The organism is Bradyrhizobium sp. 25ACV, assembly GCF_054863005.1.
Genome location: NZ_JAVAYO010000013.1, coordinates 179,228 through 194,624, shown reverse-complemented (window position 1 = coordinate 194,624; position 15,397 = coordinate 179,228). Strand labels below are relative to the sequence as shown.

13 protein-coding genes are annotated in these 15,397 nt (G+C 65.1%); 3 read left to right on the top strand and 10 right to left on the bottom strand.

The features are described from left to right. The first annotated feature begins 94 nt into the window (after positions 1-94). Both RAD04_RS27440 and atzF read left to right on the top strand, forming a co-directional pair. Positions 95-589 (top strand): MarR family winged helix-turn-helix transcriptional regulator, encoded by a 495-nt coding sequence (locus tag RAD04_RS27440; RefSeq protein WP_461626286.1) that lies wholly within the window; start codon positions 95-97, stop codon positions 587-589. Between the two features lie 205 nt (positions 590-794). After that, positions 795-2,600, top strand: coding sequence for an allophanate hydrolase (gene atzF, locus RAD04_RS27435; protein ID WP_461626335.1), 1,806 nt, complete (start codon positions 795-797; stop codon positions 2,598-2,600). A gap of 150 nt (positions 2,601-2,750) precedes the next feature. On the opposite strand, the gene RAD04_RS27430 is transcribed toward atzF, so the two are convergent. The 10 genes from RAD04_RS27430 to ugpB all read right to left on the bottom strand — a co-directional run bounded on the left by RAD04_RS27430 (position 2,751) and on the right by ugpB (position 14,217). Continuing rightward, positions 2,751-3,473 (bottom strand): GntR family transcriptional regulator, encoded by a 723-nt coding sequence (locus RAD04_RS27430; RefSeq protein ID WP_461626285.1) that lies wholly within the window; start codon positions 3,471-3,473, stop codon positions 2,751-2,753. A 4-nt stretch (positions 3,474-3,477) separates the two neighbouring features. Then, positions 3,478-3,870, bottom strand: coding sequence for an oxalurate catabolism protein HpxZ (gene hpxZ, locus RAD04_RS27425; RefSeq protein WP_461626284.1), 393 nt, complete (start codon positions 3,868-3,870; stop codon positions 3,478-3,480). Position 3,871: 1 nt separating this feature from the next. Beyond that, a complete protein-coding gene (locus RAD04_RS27420) occupies positions 3,872-5,266 on the bottom strand; it encodes an AtzE family amidohydrolase (protein ID WP_461626283.1) in 1,395 nt (464 codons plus the stop codon). Positions 5,267-5,273: 7 nt separating this feature from the next. After that, positions 5,274-5,453: a DUF4089 domain-containing protein gene (locus RAD04_RS27415; protein ID WP_461626282.1), complete on the bottom strand. Its 180-nt coding sequence runs from the start codon at positions 5,451-5,453 to the stop codon at positions 5,274-5,276. Positions 5,454-5,482: 29 nt separating this feature from the next. Beyond that, on the bottom strand, positions 5,483-7,252 hold the full coding sequence (locus RAD04_RS27410; RefSeq protein ID WP_461626281.1) for a dipeptide ABC transporter ATP-binding protein: 1,770 nt from the start codon (positions 7,250-7,252) through the stop codon (positions 5,483-5,485). A 91-nt stretch (positions 7,253-7,343) separates the two neighbouring features. Then, positions 7,344-8,243 carry an ABC transporter permease gene (locus tag RAD04_RS27405; protein ID WP_461626280.1) on the bottom strand — a complete coding sequence of 300 codons (900 nt, stop codon included), beginning with the start codon at positions 8,241-8,243 and terminating at the stop codon, positions 7,344-7,346. A 215-nt stretch (positions 8,244-8,458) separates the two neighbouring features. After that, positions 8,459-9,472 carry an ABC transporter permease gene (locus RAD04_RS27400; protein WP_461626279.1) on the bottom strand — a complete coding sequence of 338 codons (1,014 nt, stop codon included), beginning with the start codon at positions 9,470-9,472 and terminating at the stop codon, positions 8,459-8,461. A 242-nt stretch (positions 9,473-9,714) separates the two neighbouring features. Beyond that, a complete protein-coding gene (locus RAD04_RS27395) occupies positions 9,715-11,337 on the bottom strand; it encodes an ABC transporter substrate-binding protein (protein WP_461626278.1) in 1,623 nt (540 codons plus the stop codon). Positions 11,338-11,687: 350 nt separating this feature from the next. Beyond that, the gene (locus RAD04_RS27390) at positions 11,688-12,647 is read right to left on the bottom strand and encodes an aminoglycoside phosphotransferase family protein (protein WP_461626277.1); all 960 of its coding nucleotides are present in this window, start codon (positions 12,645-12,647) and stop codon (positions 11,688-11,690) included. A gap of 229 nt (positions 12,648-12,876) precedes the next feature. Next, positions 12,877-14,217, bottom strand: coding sequence for a sn-glycerol-3-phosphate ABC transporter substrate-binding protein UgpB (ugpB, locus tag RAD04_RS27385; RefSeq protein WP_461626276.1), 1,341 nt, complete (start codon positions 14,215-14,217; stop codon positions 12,877-12,879). 184 nt (positions 14,218-14,401) lie between these two features. Between ugpB and RAD04_RS27380 the strand changes: the two genes are divergently transcribed. After that, positions 14,402-15,397 (top strand): TRAP transporter substrate-binding protein, encoded by a 996-nt coding sequence (locus RAD04_RS27380; protein ID WP_461626275.1) that lies wholly within the window; start codon positions 14,402-14,404, stop codon positions 15,395-15,397.

Here is a 15,397-nt window from a genome sequence, read left to right as displayed (position 1 = left end):
GCCATAATGTTGGGCATGGCAATTGTTGTCGTCAACAACAATCTTTCGCCCGGGCAACAGAGACGCTACAACAGGTCCGGCAGGGAGACGCGATTTGACAGCCACCGCAGCCCAGACTTCCGCACGCAAGCGCGCCGGCAACGGCGCGGCGCCTCGGGATATGGCCGACGATATCGGCCTCGACGCATTGGTCGGGCACGCCGGCTATGCGGTGCGGCGCTTCCAGATCTGGATCTTTCAGGACTTCATCAGGACGCTCGGCGATGTCGACATCCGGCCGACGCAATATTCGGTGCTGACGGTGATCGGCGCCAATCCGGGCCTGTCGCAGATGGCGGTGGCAAAACGTCTCGGCATCGAGCGCGCCCGGCTGGTGCATCTGCTGGACAGCCTCGAACAGCGCAGGCTCGTGAAGCGGGTCAAATCGAAAGCGGACCGGCGCTCGCATGCGCTGCATCTCACGCCCCAGGGCGAGACGGCGCTGGCGAAATTCAAGCGGCTTGCGGCCGAGCACGAGCGGCATGTCGAAGAGAAGATCGGCAAGGAAAACCGGGCGCAGCTGCTGCGGATCCTCGCCGGCTTCACCTGATCTCGACTGCCTATGATTTGAGCAGATGCCCATCGCAGGGCGCTGACATCGCTGCCTGCCCGCCTGTCGAAATATCCCCCAAGCCACTGATCACACGGATAATATCCGCAGCAGCATTCCTGCCCGGATAATGTACACAATGGCACATCGCTTGCTTCACTCCGGATGAAGCAGTTGCCGGAGTTTTGTCGCCATGAGGGCTGAAATGGGGGCTGAGCAGCCTGAAACGATCGCCGCGATTGTGGCCGCGCATCGCGCGGGCGCGCTGACGCCGGCAGAGACGATCGCGCGGACCTATCAGCGCATCCGCGATCACAACGATCCCGCCATCTTCATCAGCCTGCGCGACGAAAAGGATGCGATCGCCGAGGCCGAGAAGCTTGCTACGAAGGACGCCGCCAGCCTGCCACTCTACGGCGTGCCTGTCGCGGTGAAGGACAATATCGACGCGCTGGGATTTCCGACCACGGCGGCCTGCCCGGCCTTCTCCACCACGCCCCCACACGATTCGACCGCGGTGGCGCGGCTGCGCGCGGCCGGCGCCATCATCATCGGCAAGACCAATCTCGACCAGTTCGCGACCGGCCTCGTCGGCGTGCGATCGCCCTACGGCATTCCCAAGAATTCGATCCGCGAGGACCTCATTCCCGGCGGCTCCAGTTCGGGCTCCGCCGTGGCGGTCGGCGCGGGGCTCGTGCCGCTGTCGCTGGGCACGGATACCGCCGGCAGCGGGCGCGTGCCGGCGATGCTCAACAACATCGTCGGGCTCAAGCCGAGCCTCGGCATGATCTCGAATGCTGGCCTCGTGCCGGCCTGCCGCACGCTGGATTGCATCTCGGTATTCGCGCTGACGGTCGACGACGCCGCACTGGCGCTCTCCGTGATGGCAGGTCCCGACCCGGCCGATCCGTTCTCGCGCGACCGACCGCTGGGTGAGCTCACGCCGTTCCCGGAAAACCTGCGCCTCGGCGTGCCGCGCAACGGACAGCTGATCTTCTTCGGCGACAAGAAGGCGGAAACCGCCTACGCCGATGCACTGAAGCGCTGGGCTGCGCTCGGAGCAACGCTGGTCGAGTTCGACCTCGAGCCATTCTACGAGACGGCACGGCTGCTCTATGAGGGCCCCTGGGTCGCCGAGCGTTATCTCGTGATCAAGGATCTGCTGGCGTCCGCGCCGGATACGATTCATCCGGTGACGCGCGAGATCACTGCGGCCGGCGCGCGACTCACCGCTGCGGACACGTTCTCGGCGCTCTATCGCCTGCAGGGCCTGCGCAAGATCGCCGAGCGGACGTTCGCCAATATCGACGCGCTGGTGCTGCCGACGGCGCCGACGGCCTATACGACCGCGCAGGTGCTGGCCAATCCGATTGAGCTCAACAGCCGGCTCGGCACCTACACCAATTTCGTCAATCTGCTCGACCTCTGCGGCCTCGCCGTGCCGGCATCGATGCGCGCCGACGGCATTCCGTTCGGCATCACGCTGCTCGCGCCCGCAGGACATGACGCGCGGCTCGCGAGCATCGGCCGCGTCTTCCATGCCGATACCGAGCTGAGCCTCGGCGCGAAGGGCACGGCGCAAGCTCCGCTGTCGCCGCTGCCGGCAAGCAGCGGCGACGAGATCCCGATCGCGGTCGTCGGCGCGCATCTGTCCGGCATGGTGCTCAACGGCCAATTGAAGGCGCTGGAGGCAAAGCTGATCGAGGCAACCAGAACCGCGCCCGACTACAAGCTCTACGCGCTCAAGACCACGCCGCCGAAGCCCGGCATGCTGCGCGTGGAGGCCGGCAAGGGCGCATCGATCGAGCTGGAGCTCTGGTCGCTGTCACCGTCCGCCTTCGGCAAGTTCGTCAATGCGATTCCTTCGCCGATGGCGATCGGCACGGTGCACCTCGCCGATGGTCGCAGCGTGAAGGGATTTCTCGTCGAGCCCGAAGTGCTGGGCGATGCGCGGGATATTACGGCGTATGGGGGATGGCGGAAATTCATGGCGGAAGCGGCGAAGGGGTGAGAGGTCTCGTGTCCCGGGCGCAGCGCAGCACGTAGTGGTGCGCTGCTGAACCGGGACCCATGAATCGTCTCGCGGAATGGATAGATGGGTCCCGGCTCTGCGGAGCAGCGCTGAAGAAGCGCTGCACCGCGTCCGGGACACGCCACCGCCTTACACCGACACCGCGTAAATCTCATACTCCCCGCGCACCAGCTCGATATGCGCACGCATCGCGGCCGCGGCGCCCTGCTTGTCGCCGCGCATGATGGCGACGACGACGCGGTCGTGCTCGGCTTGCGATTTGGCGAGACGGCCGAGGTTGCGGAACTGGGCGCGGCGGAACGGCTGCACGCGCACCCGCGTCGCCAGCGTGATCTCGGCGATGTAGCCGTTCTGCGATCCGGCATAGATCGCGTTGTGGAAGCGCTCGTTGACCTCGTGAAAGCGATCGGGATTGCCGGTGTAGCTCAGCACCCGCAACTCTTCATGGGTGGCCTCCAGGCCGTGGCGCTCGACGGCGGACATGCGCTCGGCGGCAAGGCCGGCGCACAGCGCCTCGAGCTCGGCCATCGCCTCGAACATGCTCGTGAGCCGCTCGATCGAGGGCTGCGCCACCACCGCGCCGCGATGGGCACGCGCCTCGACGAGGCCGCTGGCCACGAGCTGACGCAATGCCTCGCGCACCGGCGTGCGCGAGACGCTGAAGCGGCGCGCGATGTCGGTCTCGTCCAGGGGCGCGCCGGGGGCCAGGGCGCCGCGCACGATCTCGTCGGCGAGCTGCAGGCGCAGCTCCTCGGCGCGCGTGACCTTCTGCAGCGATGGCGAGGCACGGTCGACGCGGGGCACCACCGGCTCGGCCGGCAGTGCTCCCTGCGGAAGATCGTCGAGCGTCATGCGGTCAGGTCTCTTTCGGCCCGTCGATCATGCTGACATGGGCGGCGACGACGCGCCAGCCCTCGGGAAAGCGAATCCAGGTCTGCATCTGCCGGCCGACCTTGCCGGGCGCCGTGTCGCGATAAAACAAAGTTGAGGCCACGGCGGTGTCGCGGCCATAGCTGCTGATCACCGTCTTGGCGGTGCGGCGATTCAGGCCGACCGGCGAGCGCGCGGCGCGGAAGCCGTTGATCGCCTCGTAGCCGTAGAGGTTCTCACCGATGCCGTAGCGCAGCGTGCGGGGATCGTTGCGGAAGAGTTCGCCGAGCACGGCCACGTCGTTGCTGATGAGGGCCTGCTCATAACGATCGAACGCGGCTTTGACTTCCGCGATCACCTCGGGGAGATCGATCTCCATGTCAGAGTCCTCTCGGCGCGGGCGCTGCGGCGACGCCCATCTTTTCCAGGGCGTAGGCGACGCGGAGCGCGATGTCCTCGCGCCAGGGCGCAGCGATGATCTGCACGCCGATCGGCAGCGGCTCGAGCGGTACCGGGACGGCCACCACCGGCAGGCCGATGAAGGAGATCGGCTGGGTGTGGACGCCGATATTGGCGCGCACCGGCAGCTCGACGCCGTCGAGGTTGAAATTCACCTGGCCGAGCTTTGGCGCCGTGCAGGGCGTTGCCGGCGCGAGCAGCACGTCGACCGATTTGAATATATCGGCGAGTTGCGCGCGGTACCAGCGGCGGAATTTTTGCGCCCGATCGACCATCGGCGCCGGCACCATCGCGCCCGCGATCAGCCGGTCGCGCACGGCCGGATCGAAATCGTTCGGCCGCTTGCGCAGGCGATCGAGATGCAGCGACGCGCCCTCGGTGGTGGTGATGACATAGGCTGCCGCGCGGGCGCGCGCGGCTTCGGGAACGTCGACCACCTTGGTTGCGCCAAGCGCCTTGGCGACGCGACTGACGGCCTCGACCGCTTCCGGAAACACGTTCTTCTGGAAATAGCCGCCGGCGATTGCGATGCGCAAATCCGAAACCGGATTGGCGATCAGCGGCAGCGTCGGCTCCAGACCGCGCGTCGTGCAGGCGCTGTCCTCGGCATCCTCGCCCTGCATCGCGTCATAGGCGAGCGCGAGATCGGTGGCGGAGCGCGCGAACGGGCCGAGATGATCGAGGCTCGCGACGAATGGGAACGAGCGCGCGCGCGACAGCCGGCCATAGGTCGGCTTCAAACCAAAAATGCCGCAGAACGAGGACGGCACGCGGATCGAGCCATTGGTGTCCGAGCCGAGCGCGATCGGCACCAGCGCGCCGCCGACCGCACTGCCCGAACCGCCGGACGAGCCGCCGGTCATTCGCGTGGTGTCGTGCGGATTGCGCGAGGGACCGTCATGGACGTTTTCGCCGGTGAAGTCATAGGCGTATTCGCCCATGTTGAGCGCGCCGACCAGCACGGCGCCGGCGGCTTCCATGCGCTCGATCAAGGTGGCGTCACGCTTGGCCGGCGCGAGGTCGCGATTGATCTTCGAGCCCGCGCGCGTCGAAAGGCCCGCGACATCGAACAGGTTCTTCACCGCGAAGGGCACGCCGGCAAGCGGGCCGATGTCCTTGCCGGCGGCGATATCGGCGTCGATGGCACGCGCTTTCGCGCGGGCGCGCTCGGCGGTGACGTCGGTGAAGGAATTGAGGATGCCGTCGTGCTGCTTGATGCGCGAAAGTGCCGCTTCAGTGGCATCGAGTGCGGACATCCTGCGGCCCGCGACCGCACTCGCGATTCCTGCGGCCGTCATCTCTGGTTTGCTGGTCATGGCAGCATCACGCCGTGAAAATCGGTGCCGGCTCGGTCTCGTCCGGCAGCGCGAATTCGTCGACCAGGCGGGCGAGCCGCAGCGAGACCTCGAGGTTGGCGCGCACCGCAGGCCTCCAGGCCTCCTCGATCGGCAATGCCAGCGCTTTCGATACGGCGTCGATATAATCGTCCAGCTTCTCGGCCATCACTCTCTCAAGCTGATCTCAATGCACTCTCAGTGAACCGGCAACGGCGGATGCGGGATCGCCGTCAGCAGCTCCTTGGTGTAGTCGTCCTTGGGATCGCTAAGGACCTGCTCGGAAGAGCCCTCTTCCACGATTCGACCCGTCCGCATCACAATGACACGATCGCACAGCAAGCGCACCACATTCAAATCATGCGAGACGAACAGATAGCTCATACCTAGCCGCGCCTTGAGATCCTGGAGCAGGTTCAGAACGACAGCCTGCACCGAGACGTCCAGCGCCGCCGTCGGCTCGTCCAGGATGACCAGCTTCGGATGCAGTGCGATGGCGCGGGCGATGCCGACACGGGCCTTCTGGCCGCCGGAGAGCTGGTGCGGGAAGCGATCGAGCAGATTGTGCGGCAAACCGACCATGGTCGCCAGTTCCTCGCAGCGGGCGCGGAACGCATCGCGCCCCCTGATGTCGCCCAATTGCATGATCGGGTCGGCGATCGCGCGTGCGGCGGTGAAGCGCGGGTTGAGACTGTCGGTCGGATCCTGGAACACCATCTGGATGCGGCTGCGCTGCGGCAGCCGGGCGAACGAGGCCGGCGCGATGCCGCCGATGTCCTCGCCGTCGAACTGGATCAGGCCGGAGGTCTGGTCCAAGAGGCGCATCACCATCATCGACGTGGTCGATTTGCCGCAACCGGACTCGCCGACGAGGCCGACGCTCTCGCCATGGCCGACCGAGAAGCTGATGCCGTCGACGGCGCGGAACACATCCGGCTCCAGCGGCGGCTTGCGGCGGAACAGCTTTCCGAGCGTCGCGGTGGCGCCCTGGCGCGGGTATTCCTTGACGAGCTTTTCGATGAGGAGGAGGGGCTTTGATGTCTCGTCACCCCCGGGCTTGCCCCGGAGGTCCATCGACTGAGATGAATCTTGCGAAGCGTGATGGATGGCCGAGTCAAGCCCGGCCATGACAGCGGTGCCCTCCTCCTCCGGCAACAGATCCCGCAAGCTCACACCAAGCCGCGGCGTCGCGCGCATCAGCTTCTTGGTGTAGGGGTGTTGCGGGTTGGCGAAGATGTCGGCGGCCTTGGCGGTCTCGACTACGCGGCCCTTCTCCATCACCACGACGCGGTCGCAATAGGCGGCGGCCAAACCGAGATCGTGCGTGATCAGGATGGTCGACATCGCGCGGCGCTTGGTCAGCTCGACGATCAGGTCCATCACCGCCTTCTGCGTGGTGACGTCGAGGCCCGTGGTCGGCTCGTCCGCGATCAGCAGCTGCGGATTGCAGGCGAGCGCGAGCGCGATGACGACGCGCTGGCACATGCCGCCCGACAGCTCGAACGGATAGGCATGATAGCGCTCGCGCGGGCGGGCGATCTTGACCTGCTCCAGCGCCTCGATCGCCTTCTCGCCGTGATCGGCGACCTGGGCCTGCTGCACATGGGTGCGCAAGACGTCCTCGATCTGGTCGCCGACTTTCCGGATCGGATTCAGTGCTGCCCGCGGATTCTGAAAGATCATCGAGACTTCGCGGCCGCGCAGATCGCGCATCTGGTCTTCGGTCGCGGCCTTGACGTCGATGCCGGAGAACATCACCGAGCCCTCGGCGATCCGGCCCGCGCGGTCGAGGATGCGCATCACCGCGTACGACGTCACCGACTTGCCCGAGCCGGACTCGCCGACGATGGCGAGCGTCTCGCCCTTGGCGACGGAGATATTGACGTGCTGCACGGCTTTGACGATGCCGCGGCGGGTGGAGAACTCGACGGTGAGGTCCTGGACGTCGAGCAGCGGCTGGGCGGTCATGCGGGCCTGCCGATCAAAAAACGCGAAAACAACCCCATGCACAGTAGAGCAGCATTGGAATCGTTGGGGAATTTCGGCCGAAATTTTGCCATCACGTCCTCCGCTGGGGATCGACGATGTCGCGCAGGCCGTCGCCGAGGAGGTTGAAGCAGAACACGGCGATCATCAGGGCAAGACCGGGAAACAGCGCGATCCACCATTCGCCTGACACCATGAAGCCCGCGCCTTCGGCGACCATGATGCCCCATTCCGCGGTGGGCGGACGGACGCCGAGGCCGATGAAGGACAGGCCGGCGGCATTGAGGATGGCGTAGCCCATGGTCAGCGACATCTGCACGATCATGATCGGCATGATATTGGGCAGGATGTGCACCAGCAGGATGCGGAATTCGCCGTTGCCCGACAGGCGCGCGGCCTGCACGAAGCCGGCGTCGCGACGGACATTGGCCTCGGCGCGCGCGACGCGGGCATAGAGCGGAAAGTTCACGATGGCTGTGGCCAGGATGATGTTCTGCACGGTGTTACCGAGCGCGGCGACGATGCCCATGGCCAGCACGAACAGCGGGAAGGCCATGATGGTGTCGGCGATGCGGCCGACGATGCGATCGGTCCAGCCGCCAAAATAGCCGGCGGCGATGCCGGCAAGGCCGCCCATCAAAAACACCAGCACGACGGAGGCGATCGCGATGAAGGTATCGAGCCTTGTTGCCACGACGACGCGGCTGAAGATGTCGCGCCCCAATTGGTCGGTACCGAACCAGTGCGCGGCCGACGGCGGCTTTAACGCCGCGGCGGTGTCGGACGCCAGCGGATCGTACGGCACGACATAGGGGCCGACGATCGCGGCGGCGAGGATCAGGATCAGCAGCGCGAAGGCAAAGCCCGTGACCTTGTTCTCGCTGAGGACATAGCGGGTCTGTTCGAGGATCGCAGTCAGTCCCGAAGTGCGTGCGGGACCGACGGGTTCAACAGCAGGCGCAACGGACGTCATAGGACCACCCGGATGTTTTTTGGCCGAACCAGCAAGCCGCGGGGGCGGTTTACCTCTCCCGCTTGCGGGGGAGGTCGGCGCAACGCGCCGGGTGGGGGCTCTCTCCACAGCGGGGCTCTCGCCCGCGGAGATACCCCCTCCCCAACCCTCCCCCGCAAGCGGGAGAGGGGGCACACCCTCGTCGGGGCTTGCAGAGGACAAAACCTCATCATGATCTAGCCCTCCAACCTGACGCGCGGATCGATCACGCCGTACAGAATGTCGATCACGAGATTGAGCAACACGTACATGACCGCCATGGTCAGCACGAAACCTTGAACGGGCGCGAAGTCCGACGAGATCAGCGCTTCCACGGCGTAGGAGCCGATGCCCGGCCAGGCGAACACTTTTTCGACCAGCACGTTGGCGCCGAGCAGGAACGAGAACACCATGCTGAGCGTGGTGATCACCGGCAGCATCGCGTTGCGGAAAGCGTAGGTGACGATCACGGTTGCCGGCGACAGGCCGCTGGCGCGCGCGGTGCGGACGAATTCGGATGCGAGCACTGCCAGCATCGAGGCGCGCGTCATGCGCGCGATCGGCGCCAGCGAAAAGATCGCCAGCGTCGTCGCCGGCAGGATGAGCTGGCTCAGTGCCGAGCGGAACGCCTCGAGGTCGCGCGCGATCAACGTGTCGATCAGATAGAAGCCGGTCACGGTCGGCGGCGCGCTGGTGAACACGTCGAGCCGGCCGAGCGGCGCCGGCGACCAGCCGAGGCGGAAATAGAAGACATAGACCAGCACGAGGCCGGTGAAGAACACCGGCAGCGAGACGCCGGCCGTCGTCGTGACGCGACATAAATGGTCGACCCATGATCCCGGCCGCGTCGCCGCGAGGACGCCGAGCGGAATGGCGATGACGACGGACACGATGAGGCCGAGCAGCGTGAGTTCAGCCGAGGCCGGCAGGCGGTTGCGGATCTCGGCCGCGACCGGCTGGCCCGTCGTCAACGAATTGCCGAAATCGCCGTGGGCAAGATCATTGGTGTAGCGGAAGAACTGCTCGATCAGCGGCTTGTCGAGGCCCAGCTTCTTGCGGATCTGCTCGACCGCTTCCTTGGTCGCAGCGGGACCGGCGAAATATGCGGCGGGATCACCCGGCAGCGCTCGCGTCAGCAGGAAGGTGACGATGACGACCCCGATCAGCGAGGGAATCGCGAACATCAGGCGCTTGCCGATCATGGTCAGCATGGGGCGGTCCCCGTGATGAGAGGAGATGACGCAACAGGCACAACTGCGCTCCCTCTCCCGCTTGCGGGGGAGGGTTGGGGTGGGGGTGCTTCCGCGTAGGGGGTCTTCTTGTGGAGAGAGCCCCCACCCGCCGCGCTCTTCGAGCGCGTCGGCCTCCCCCGCAAGCGGGAGAGGCGGACGGAGCCAGCCGACAAGCCTTTGAACATCATGTTCGACTGCCTAGCGCTCGCTATTCGCTACCCTCACCCCTTCGCCATCGCGCGATAGTCCAGCCGCCGGTGGAACCAGTACTGATAGCCGCTGATGTTCTTCTGCATCGCGACGTTGACGAAGGGCTGGTACAGCGGGATGCGCGGGATGTCGGTGTAGGCGAGATCGACGAAGCCCTTCACGTCCTTGTCGTAGGTCGCGGTATCGCCGGCCGCAGCGGCGGTGCGGGCGCCGTCGATCAGCTTGTCCATCTCCGCCGACTTGTAGCTCATGGTGTTGAAGACGGAATTGTTGCCGTGATAGCACCAGTAGAAGAAGTATTCGGGGTAATCGAGCCAGCCCGAGAACACGTTGGTGAAGAGCGGCATCTCCTTCTTGTTCAATTCGGTGCGCCAGTTGGCGCCGGGCACCTTGTTGATGGTGGTCTTGATGCCGATCTGCGCCAGGCTCTCCTGCACCAGCACGCAGAGCGGCTCGTTGACGCCGGCAAAATTGAGGTCGAACGAGATCGTGGTCTCGAAGCCGTTGGCGTAGCCGGCCTCCGTCAGCAGCGCCTTCGCCTTCTCCATGTCGGTGTTGTATTTGTGCGGCTGCGGCCAGGCGACTTCGGTCGCCTTGTCCTTGGCCGCGCCGAACATCGGGTTGGCAAGGCCGAACATCACGGCGTCCATGATCTTCTGATAGGGCAGCGCATAGGCCACGGCCTGACGAACCTTCGGATTGTCGAAGGGCGGCTTGGTGACGTTCATGCCGATATACTGGATGCCGTTGGAGAACGGTAGCGACACCACGTTGAGCTTGCCGTTGGCTTTCATCTCCTGAAAGTCCTTGTTCGGCAGCTCGTAGGAGATGTCGGCGTCACCGCGCTCCAACAGCGCGCGGCGGTTTCCGGCCTGCGGCACCATGCGCCAGATCACGCGCTTGATCTTCGGCAAGGGGCCGCCGACCCAATCCTCGTTGCGCTCCATGATGACTTCGGTGCCGGCGGTCCACTTGGTCACCTTGTAGGCGCCGGAGCCAGCGGTCTGCTGTTTTGTGAACTCGAGACCCCAGGGGTCCTTCTCGCTGGCGTTCTTCTTCACCAGCTCGGAGTTGACGATGCAGGGCACGATCACGGCGAGATCGGGAATCGTCAGCTTGTCCTTTTTCAGGAAGTCGACGCGCACGGTGTAGTCGTCGATGACGACGAACTGCTCCGGCTTGGTCAGCGAGCCCGCGCTCATCTGGAAGGTCGGAAAGCCGCCGACGCTGACGGCGCGGTCGAGCGACCATTTCACGTCCTTGGCGGTGACAGGCGCGCCGTCGTGGAATTTGGCGTTCTTCTTCAGCTTGAAGGTGACCGACATGTCGTCGATCTTGAACTCCTCGGCGAGTTCGCCCTTGAACTTGTCGCGGTCGTAATAGGGCACGCCGCCCGGGCCGCTCTTCATCTCGTGGCTGATCAGGCGGTCGTAGCAATTCCAGGACACCTCATAGCCGGGCACGTTGGTGCCGACGCCGTGGATGTCGAGATTGTTGGGGCCGCCTTCCGAGACGATCAGCAGCGTCTCCGACCGGGCGTCGGCATAGGCTGAGGAAATCACCTGTGGCATCGCCGGAAGCGCCGCTCCGGCGGCCAATCCGGAAACGGACTTGAGGAAATCGCGGCGCTTCATGAAATCGCTCCAACACAACGTTTTTGGTTGGAACCGGATTCGCAAGGTTCGTGCCAGAGCTTAACGGATGTTTGCGATCAAGTTAATGAACTGATATCGCTTATGAAATGTCGATTTAGGCACGTCGCGGCCTTCGTCTCGATCTCCCGATATTGCATACAAAGATACAGATTTGCCTATTCAATGAGCTTAATTTTATTGGCGCCCGCCCAATAAGCACGGCTGCCATTCCGGGGCGATGCGCAGCATCGAGCCCGGAATCCATCGGGCGGCAGCACGCACAGGATCATGGATTCCGGGCTCGCCGCTCCGCGGCGCCCCGAAATGACGGAGAGATGCTGGGCCGGCGCTCACCCCGCCCAGATCAGCTCCTGCAATTCGACCAGATCCTCCGCCTGCTCCTGCCAGCCCTCGATGCAGATGTGGCTGTTGAGGTCGCTGGCGCGGTGCAGCAGCATCAGGGCCATCAGCCGGCGCTTCAGCGTGTAGTCGAGCTTCGCATAGCCAAAGCCTTCGAGCAGACTCTTCACCCTCCCCGGCCGGCCCGCCGCCATGAATGCGCCGGGGCCGAGCAGGTCGTAATCGCGCCATCCCGCCAGCACGTCGCCGAAGTCGAACAGGCCGTTGAGCGACCACTGACCGTCATCGCACGCGAGCAGGAAGTTCTCCGGAATGTATTCGCCGACCAGAAAGACCGGCGGCGCATCCATCGGAATCAACTCTTCCGCATCGCGCAGGAGATCATCGAGGCCGGCAAGAAATTTCGGCGCAAGGCCGAGACGGGTGTGCCGGGCCCTGCAGCCCTGCATCTGGGCACGCATGAAATCGTCCCAGCGCGGCTCGATTCGCGCCAGCGGCCCGAGCGGGGCGCGCTGGACGCTGGCGATGGTCTCGCCGATCTGGCGCAGCAGGCGTTCCTTCTGCGCTTCCGCCAGGTGCGGCCACACCTCCGAGCCGAGCGTGCCTGATAGCCGCGTGATGACGAGATAGGGCCAGCCGTCGCGCGTTCCTTCGGCGACGATCTCGGGGATCGGCAGATCGAGATGGCCCTTGAGCTGCATCAGCGAGCCGCGCTCGGAGACGAATTGCGCGTGCAGCATCGGCGGGAAGATTTTGAGGATCGGCCCCTCGCCGAGGCCGACGACGAGGTTGGTGCCGGTCGCGAACACATGCGGCGCGCTGGTATCGAGATCATGGCTGCGCGCAATGTCGAGCGCGATCGGAAGCCATTGCGGGGAAGCGGAGCGAAAGGCGCGGAAGCTTTCCGCGTCGGTGAAGGCCGGCAGTGTTTGCGATGGAGCGATCGTCATTCAGGTGCTTCTTGTTGGTTCAGTGCGAGCCAAGAAGACGGTGCACTCCCGCTTGCGGGGGAAGTCGGCGCGTTCCGGGCGATGCGAAGCATCGTCCCGCGCCGGGTGGGAGCACTTTCCTCCAGGGGATTGTCCCGTTGCGGAGACACCCCCACCCCAACCCTCCCCCGCAAGCGGGAGAGGGGGCGCACCTCACTCGAGGTCACAGCGGTGTTCAATCGCAGCCACCTTACCGCTCAGGACTCGCGCGCTCGAACTGGCGGAGCAGCTTGTTGCCGCGCTCGACGGCGGAATCCAGCGCGGATTGCGCGCTTTTCTGGCCGGCAAAGGCCTGCTCCAGCTCGTCCTCGATTGTGCCGCGGATCAGGACGAAGGAGCCGAGCCGGATACCCTTCGAATTCTCCGTCGGCGGATTGAGCGTGATCTCCTCGAACGAGATCGCCGAGCCCGGATTGCGCTCGTAAAAACCTTGCGCGCGCGTCAGCTCGGAAGCGGCGCGGGTGATCGGCAGGTAACCCGTGTTCTGGTGCCAGGCGGCCTGCACACCGGGCTGAGACAGATAGGCGAAGAACCGCGCCACGCCCTTGTATTCCTCGCGCGGCCGATCGCGCAGCACCCAGAGCGTGGCGCCGCCGATGATCGAATTCTGCGGCGCGCCCTTCACGTCGGGCCAATACGGCATCATGCCGTAGCCGATCTCGAATTTCGAATTCGCTCTGATGTCGGCGCGCGTCGCCGAGGAGCCGATAAAGATGCCGCATTCGCCGCTCTGGAAGCGCGGCTCGGCCGCTTGGCCGCGGCCGCCATAGTCGAACAGTTTTGTCTTTTGCCATTCGGCGAGCTGGGCGATGTGCTTGACCACGACCGGATTGTTGATGGTCAGCTCGGCATCGAGCCCGGCAAAGCCGTTCCCGCGCGTCGCCAGCGGCAAATTATGGAAAGCGGAGAGATTCTCGACATGGATCCAGGACGGCCATGACGTGGTGAAGCCGCACGCAGCGCCACGGTCGCGCAGGCGCTTTGCGGCGGCGCCCAATTCCGGCCAGGTTTTCGGCGGCGTCTCCGGATCGAGGCCGGCGTCGCGGAACATGGTCTTGTTGTAGTAGAGGATCGGCGTCGAGGAGTTGAACGGGAACGACAACAAATTGCCGGCCGCATCGGTGTAGTAGCCGGAGACGGCGGGCAGGTAGTCATTGAGCGAGAACGGCTCGCCCTGGTCCCGCATCAGGCTGAACACCGGATAGATCGCACCCTTGGCCGCGGTCATGGTCGCGGTGGCGACCTCGTTGACCTGGACGATGGCGGGCTGGCTGCGCGAGCGGAAGGCGAAGATCGCCGCCGTCACCGTCTCGGTGTAGTTGCCCTTGTAAGCGGGCACGATGCGGTAATCGGACTGCGAGGCGTTGAAGTCCGAGGCGAGCTTTTCCAATTGCCGCCCAAGCTCGCCGGACATGGCGTGCCACCACGCGATGTCGGTGGCGGCGCGCACGGGCGCGGCCAATGAGAGAGCCGCCAAGGCGGCGACGAGCTGCAAAAGGCGCAATGCTGAAGTCACGATGGCTCTTCCCATGCCGCGCGACAAAGGCGGCTGCCCTGCTTAAGGCGCGGCATTTGCGGTTTCAACCGGGAATGAGCGCCGGCCGCGCCGCACAATTACACGGCCGCGCCGGGCGGGATGGCCTTCCCCCGACCATCTGCTAGATTGCATTGAACCTTTTGCCCCCGCCATAGACTCCACCACTGAGGGGTTGAGTGTGCCAGTGTTGAGCCGTGCCGAACTCTCGCGGACCGGAGTGATCGTCGTCGCGCTTCTGCTTGCCGTCTGTGCGACGGGCGCCGTCGCACGCGAATTTCGCGCCGCCGATACCCAGACCGAGGATTACCCGACCGTCCAGGCGCTGCGCTACATGGGCGCGCTGATCGCCGAGCGCAGCGGCGGCCGCCACGAGATCAAGGTGTTCCACTCCCGCCAGCTCGGCGAGGAAAAGGAGACCATCGAGCAGACCCGGGCCGGCGCGATCGACCTCAACCGGACCAACGTGGCGCTGATCGGCAATTTCGTTCCGGCGATGAACGTGCTCGCCATGCCGTTCCTGTTCCGGTCCATCGAGCACATGCAGAAGGTGCTGGACGGGCCGATCGGCAGCGAGATCCTTGCTAGCTTCGAGCCCTATGGCTTCGTCGGGCTCGCCTTCTACGATTCCGGGGCGCGGTCGATCTACAACGGTGCCCGCCCGGTGAAGACCATCGCGGATCTCAAGGGATTGCGGATCCGGGTGCAGCAGTCGGAGTTGATGAGCCAGATGATCCGCTCGCTCGGCGCCGAGCCGGTCGAGATGCCCTATGGGCAGGTGCTCACCGGGCTCGCCAACCATCTGATCGACGGCGCCGAGAACAACTGGCCATCTTTCGTGACGACGGACCATTACACGCACGCCGGCCATTATACGCTCACCGAGCATACGATGAGCCCCGAAGTGCTGGTGATCTCGCTGAAGGCCTGGCAGAGCCTGTCGCCGGACGACCAGAAAATCTTCCGGGAGGCCGCGCAGCGCTCCAGCCGGTTCATGCGCGAGAAATGGCGCGACCTCGAGGAGCAGTCGCAGCGCAAGGCGCAGGAAGCCGGCGTCACCATCATCAGGGAGATCGACCGCAAGCCGTTCGAGGACGCGATGGCCCCGATCTACGCCAAGGCCGGGCGCGATCCCGCCGCGGCCGCGCTGATCGAACGTATTCGCAAGGTGGAGTGA

What these genes read in the sequence shown, in the direction of transcription:
- atzF (WP_461626335.1), top strand. Translation starts at nt 795, where the DNA reads ATGGGGGCTGAGCAGCCTGAAACGATCGCCGCGATTGTGGCCGCGCAT.
- RAD04_RS27430 (WP_461626285.1), bottom strand. Translation starts at nt 3,473, where the DNA reads ATGACGCTCGACGATCTTCCGCAGGGAGCACTGCCGGCCGAGCCGGTG.
- hpxZ (WP_461626284.1), bottom strand. Translation starts at nt 3,870, where the DNA reads ATGGAGATCGATCTCCCCGAGGTGATCGCGGAAGTCAAAGCCGCGTTC.
- RAD04_RS27420 (WP_461626283.1), bottom strand. Translation starts at nt 5,266, where the DNA reads ATGACCAGCAAACCAGAGATGACGGCCGCAGGAATCGCGAGTGCGGTC.
- RAD04_RS27415 (WP_461626282.1), bottom strand. Translation starts at nt 5,453, where the DNA reads ATGGCCGAGAAGCTGGACGATTATATCGACGCCGTATCGAAAGCGCTG.
- RAD04_RS27410 (WP_461626281.1), bottom strand. Translation starts at nt 7,252, where the DNA reads ATGACCGCCCAGCCGCTGCTCGACGTCCAGGACCTCACCGTCGAGTTC.
- RAD04_RS27405 (WP_461626280.1), bottom strand. Translation starts at nt 8,243, where the DNA reads ATGACGTCCGTTGCGCCTGCTGTTGAACCCGTCGGTCCCGCACGCACT.
- RAD04_RS27400 (WP_461626279.1), bottom strand. Translation starts at nt 9,472, where the DNA reads ATGCTGACCATGATCGGCAAGCGCCTGATGTTCGCGATTCCCTCGCTG.
- RAD04_RS27395 (WP_461626278.1), bottom strand. Translation starts at nt 11,337, where the DNA reads ATGAAGCGCCGCGATTTCCTCAAGTCCGTTTCCGGATTGGCCGCCGGA.
- RAD04_RS27390 (WP_461626277.1), bottom strand. Translation starts at nt 12,647, where the DNA reads ATGACGATCGCTCCATCGCAAACACTGCCGGCCTTCACCGACGCGGAA.
- ugpB (WP_461626276.1), bottom strand. Translation starts at nt 14,217, where the DNA reads ATGGGAAGAGCCATCGTGACTTCAGCATTGCGCCTTTTGCAGCTCGTC.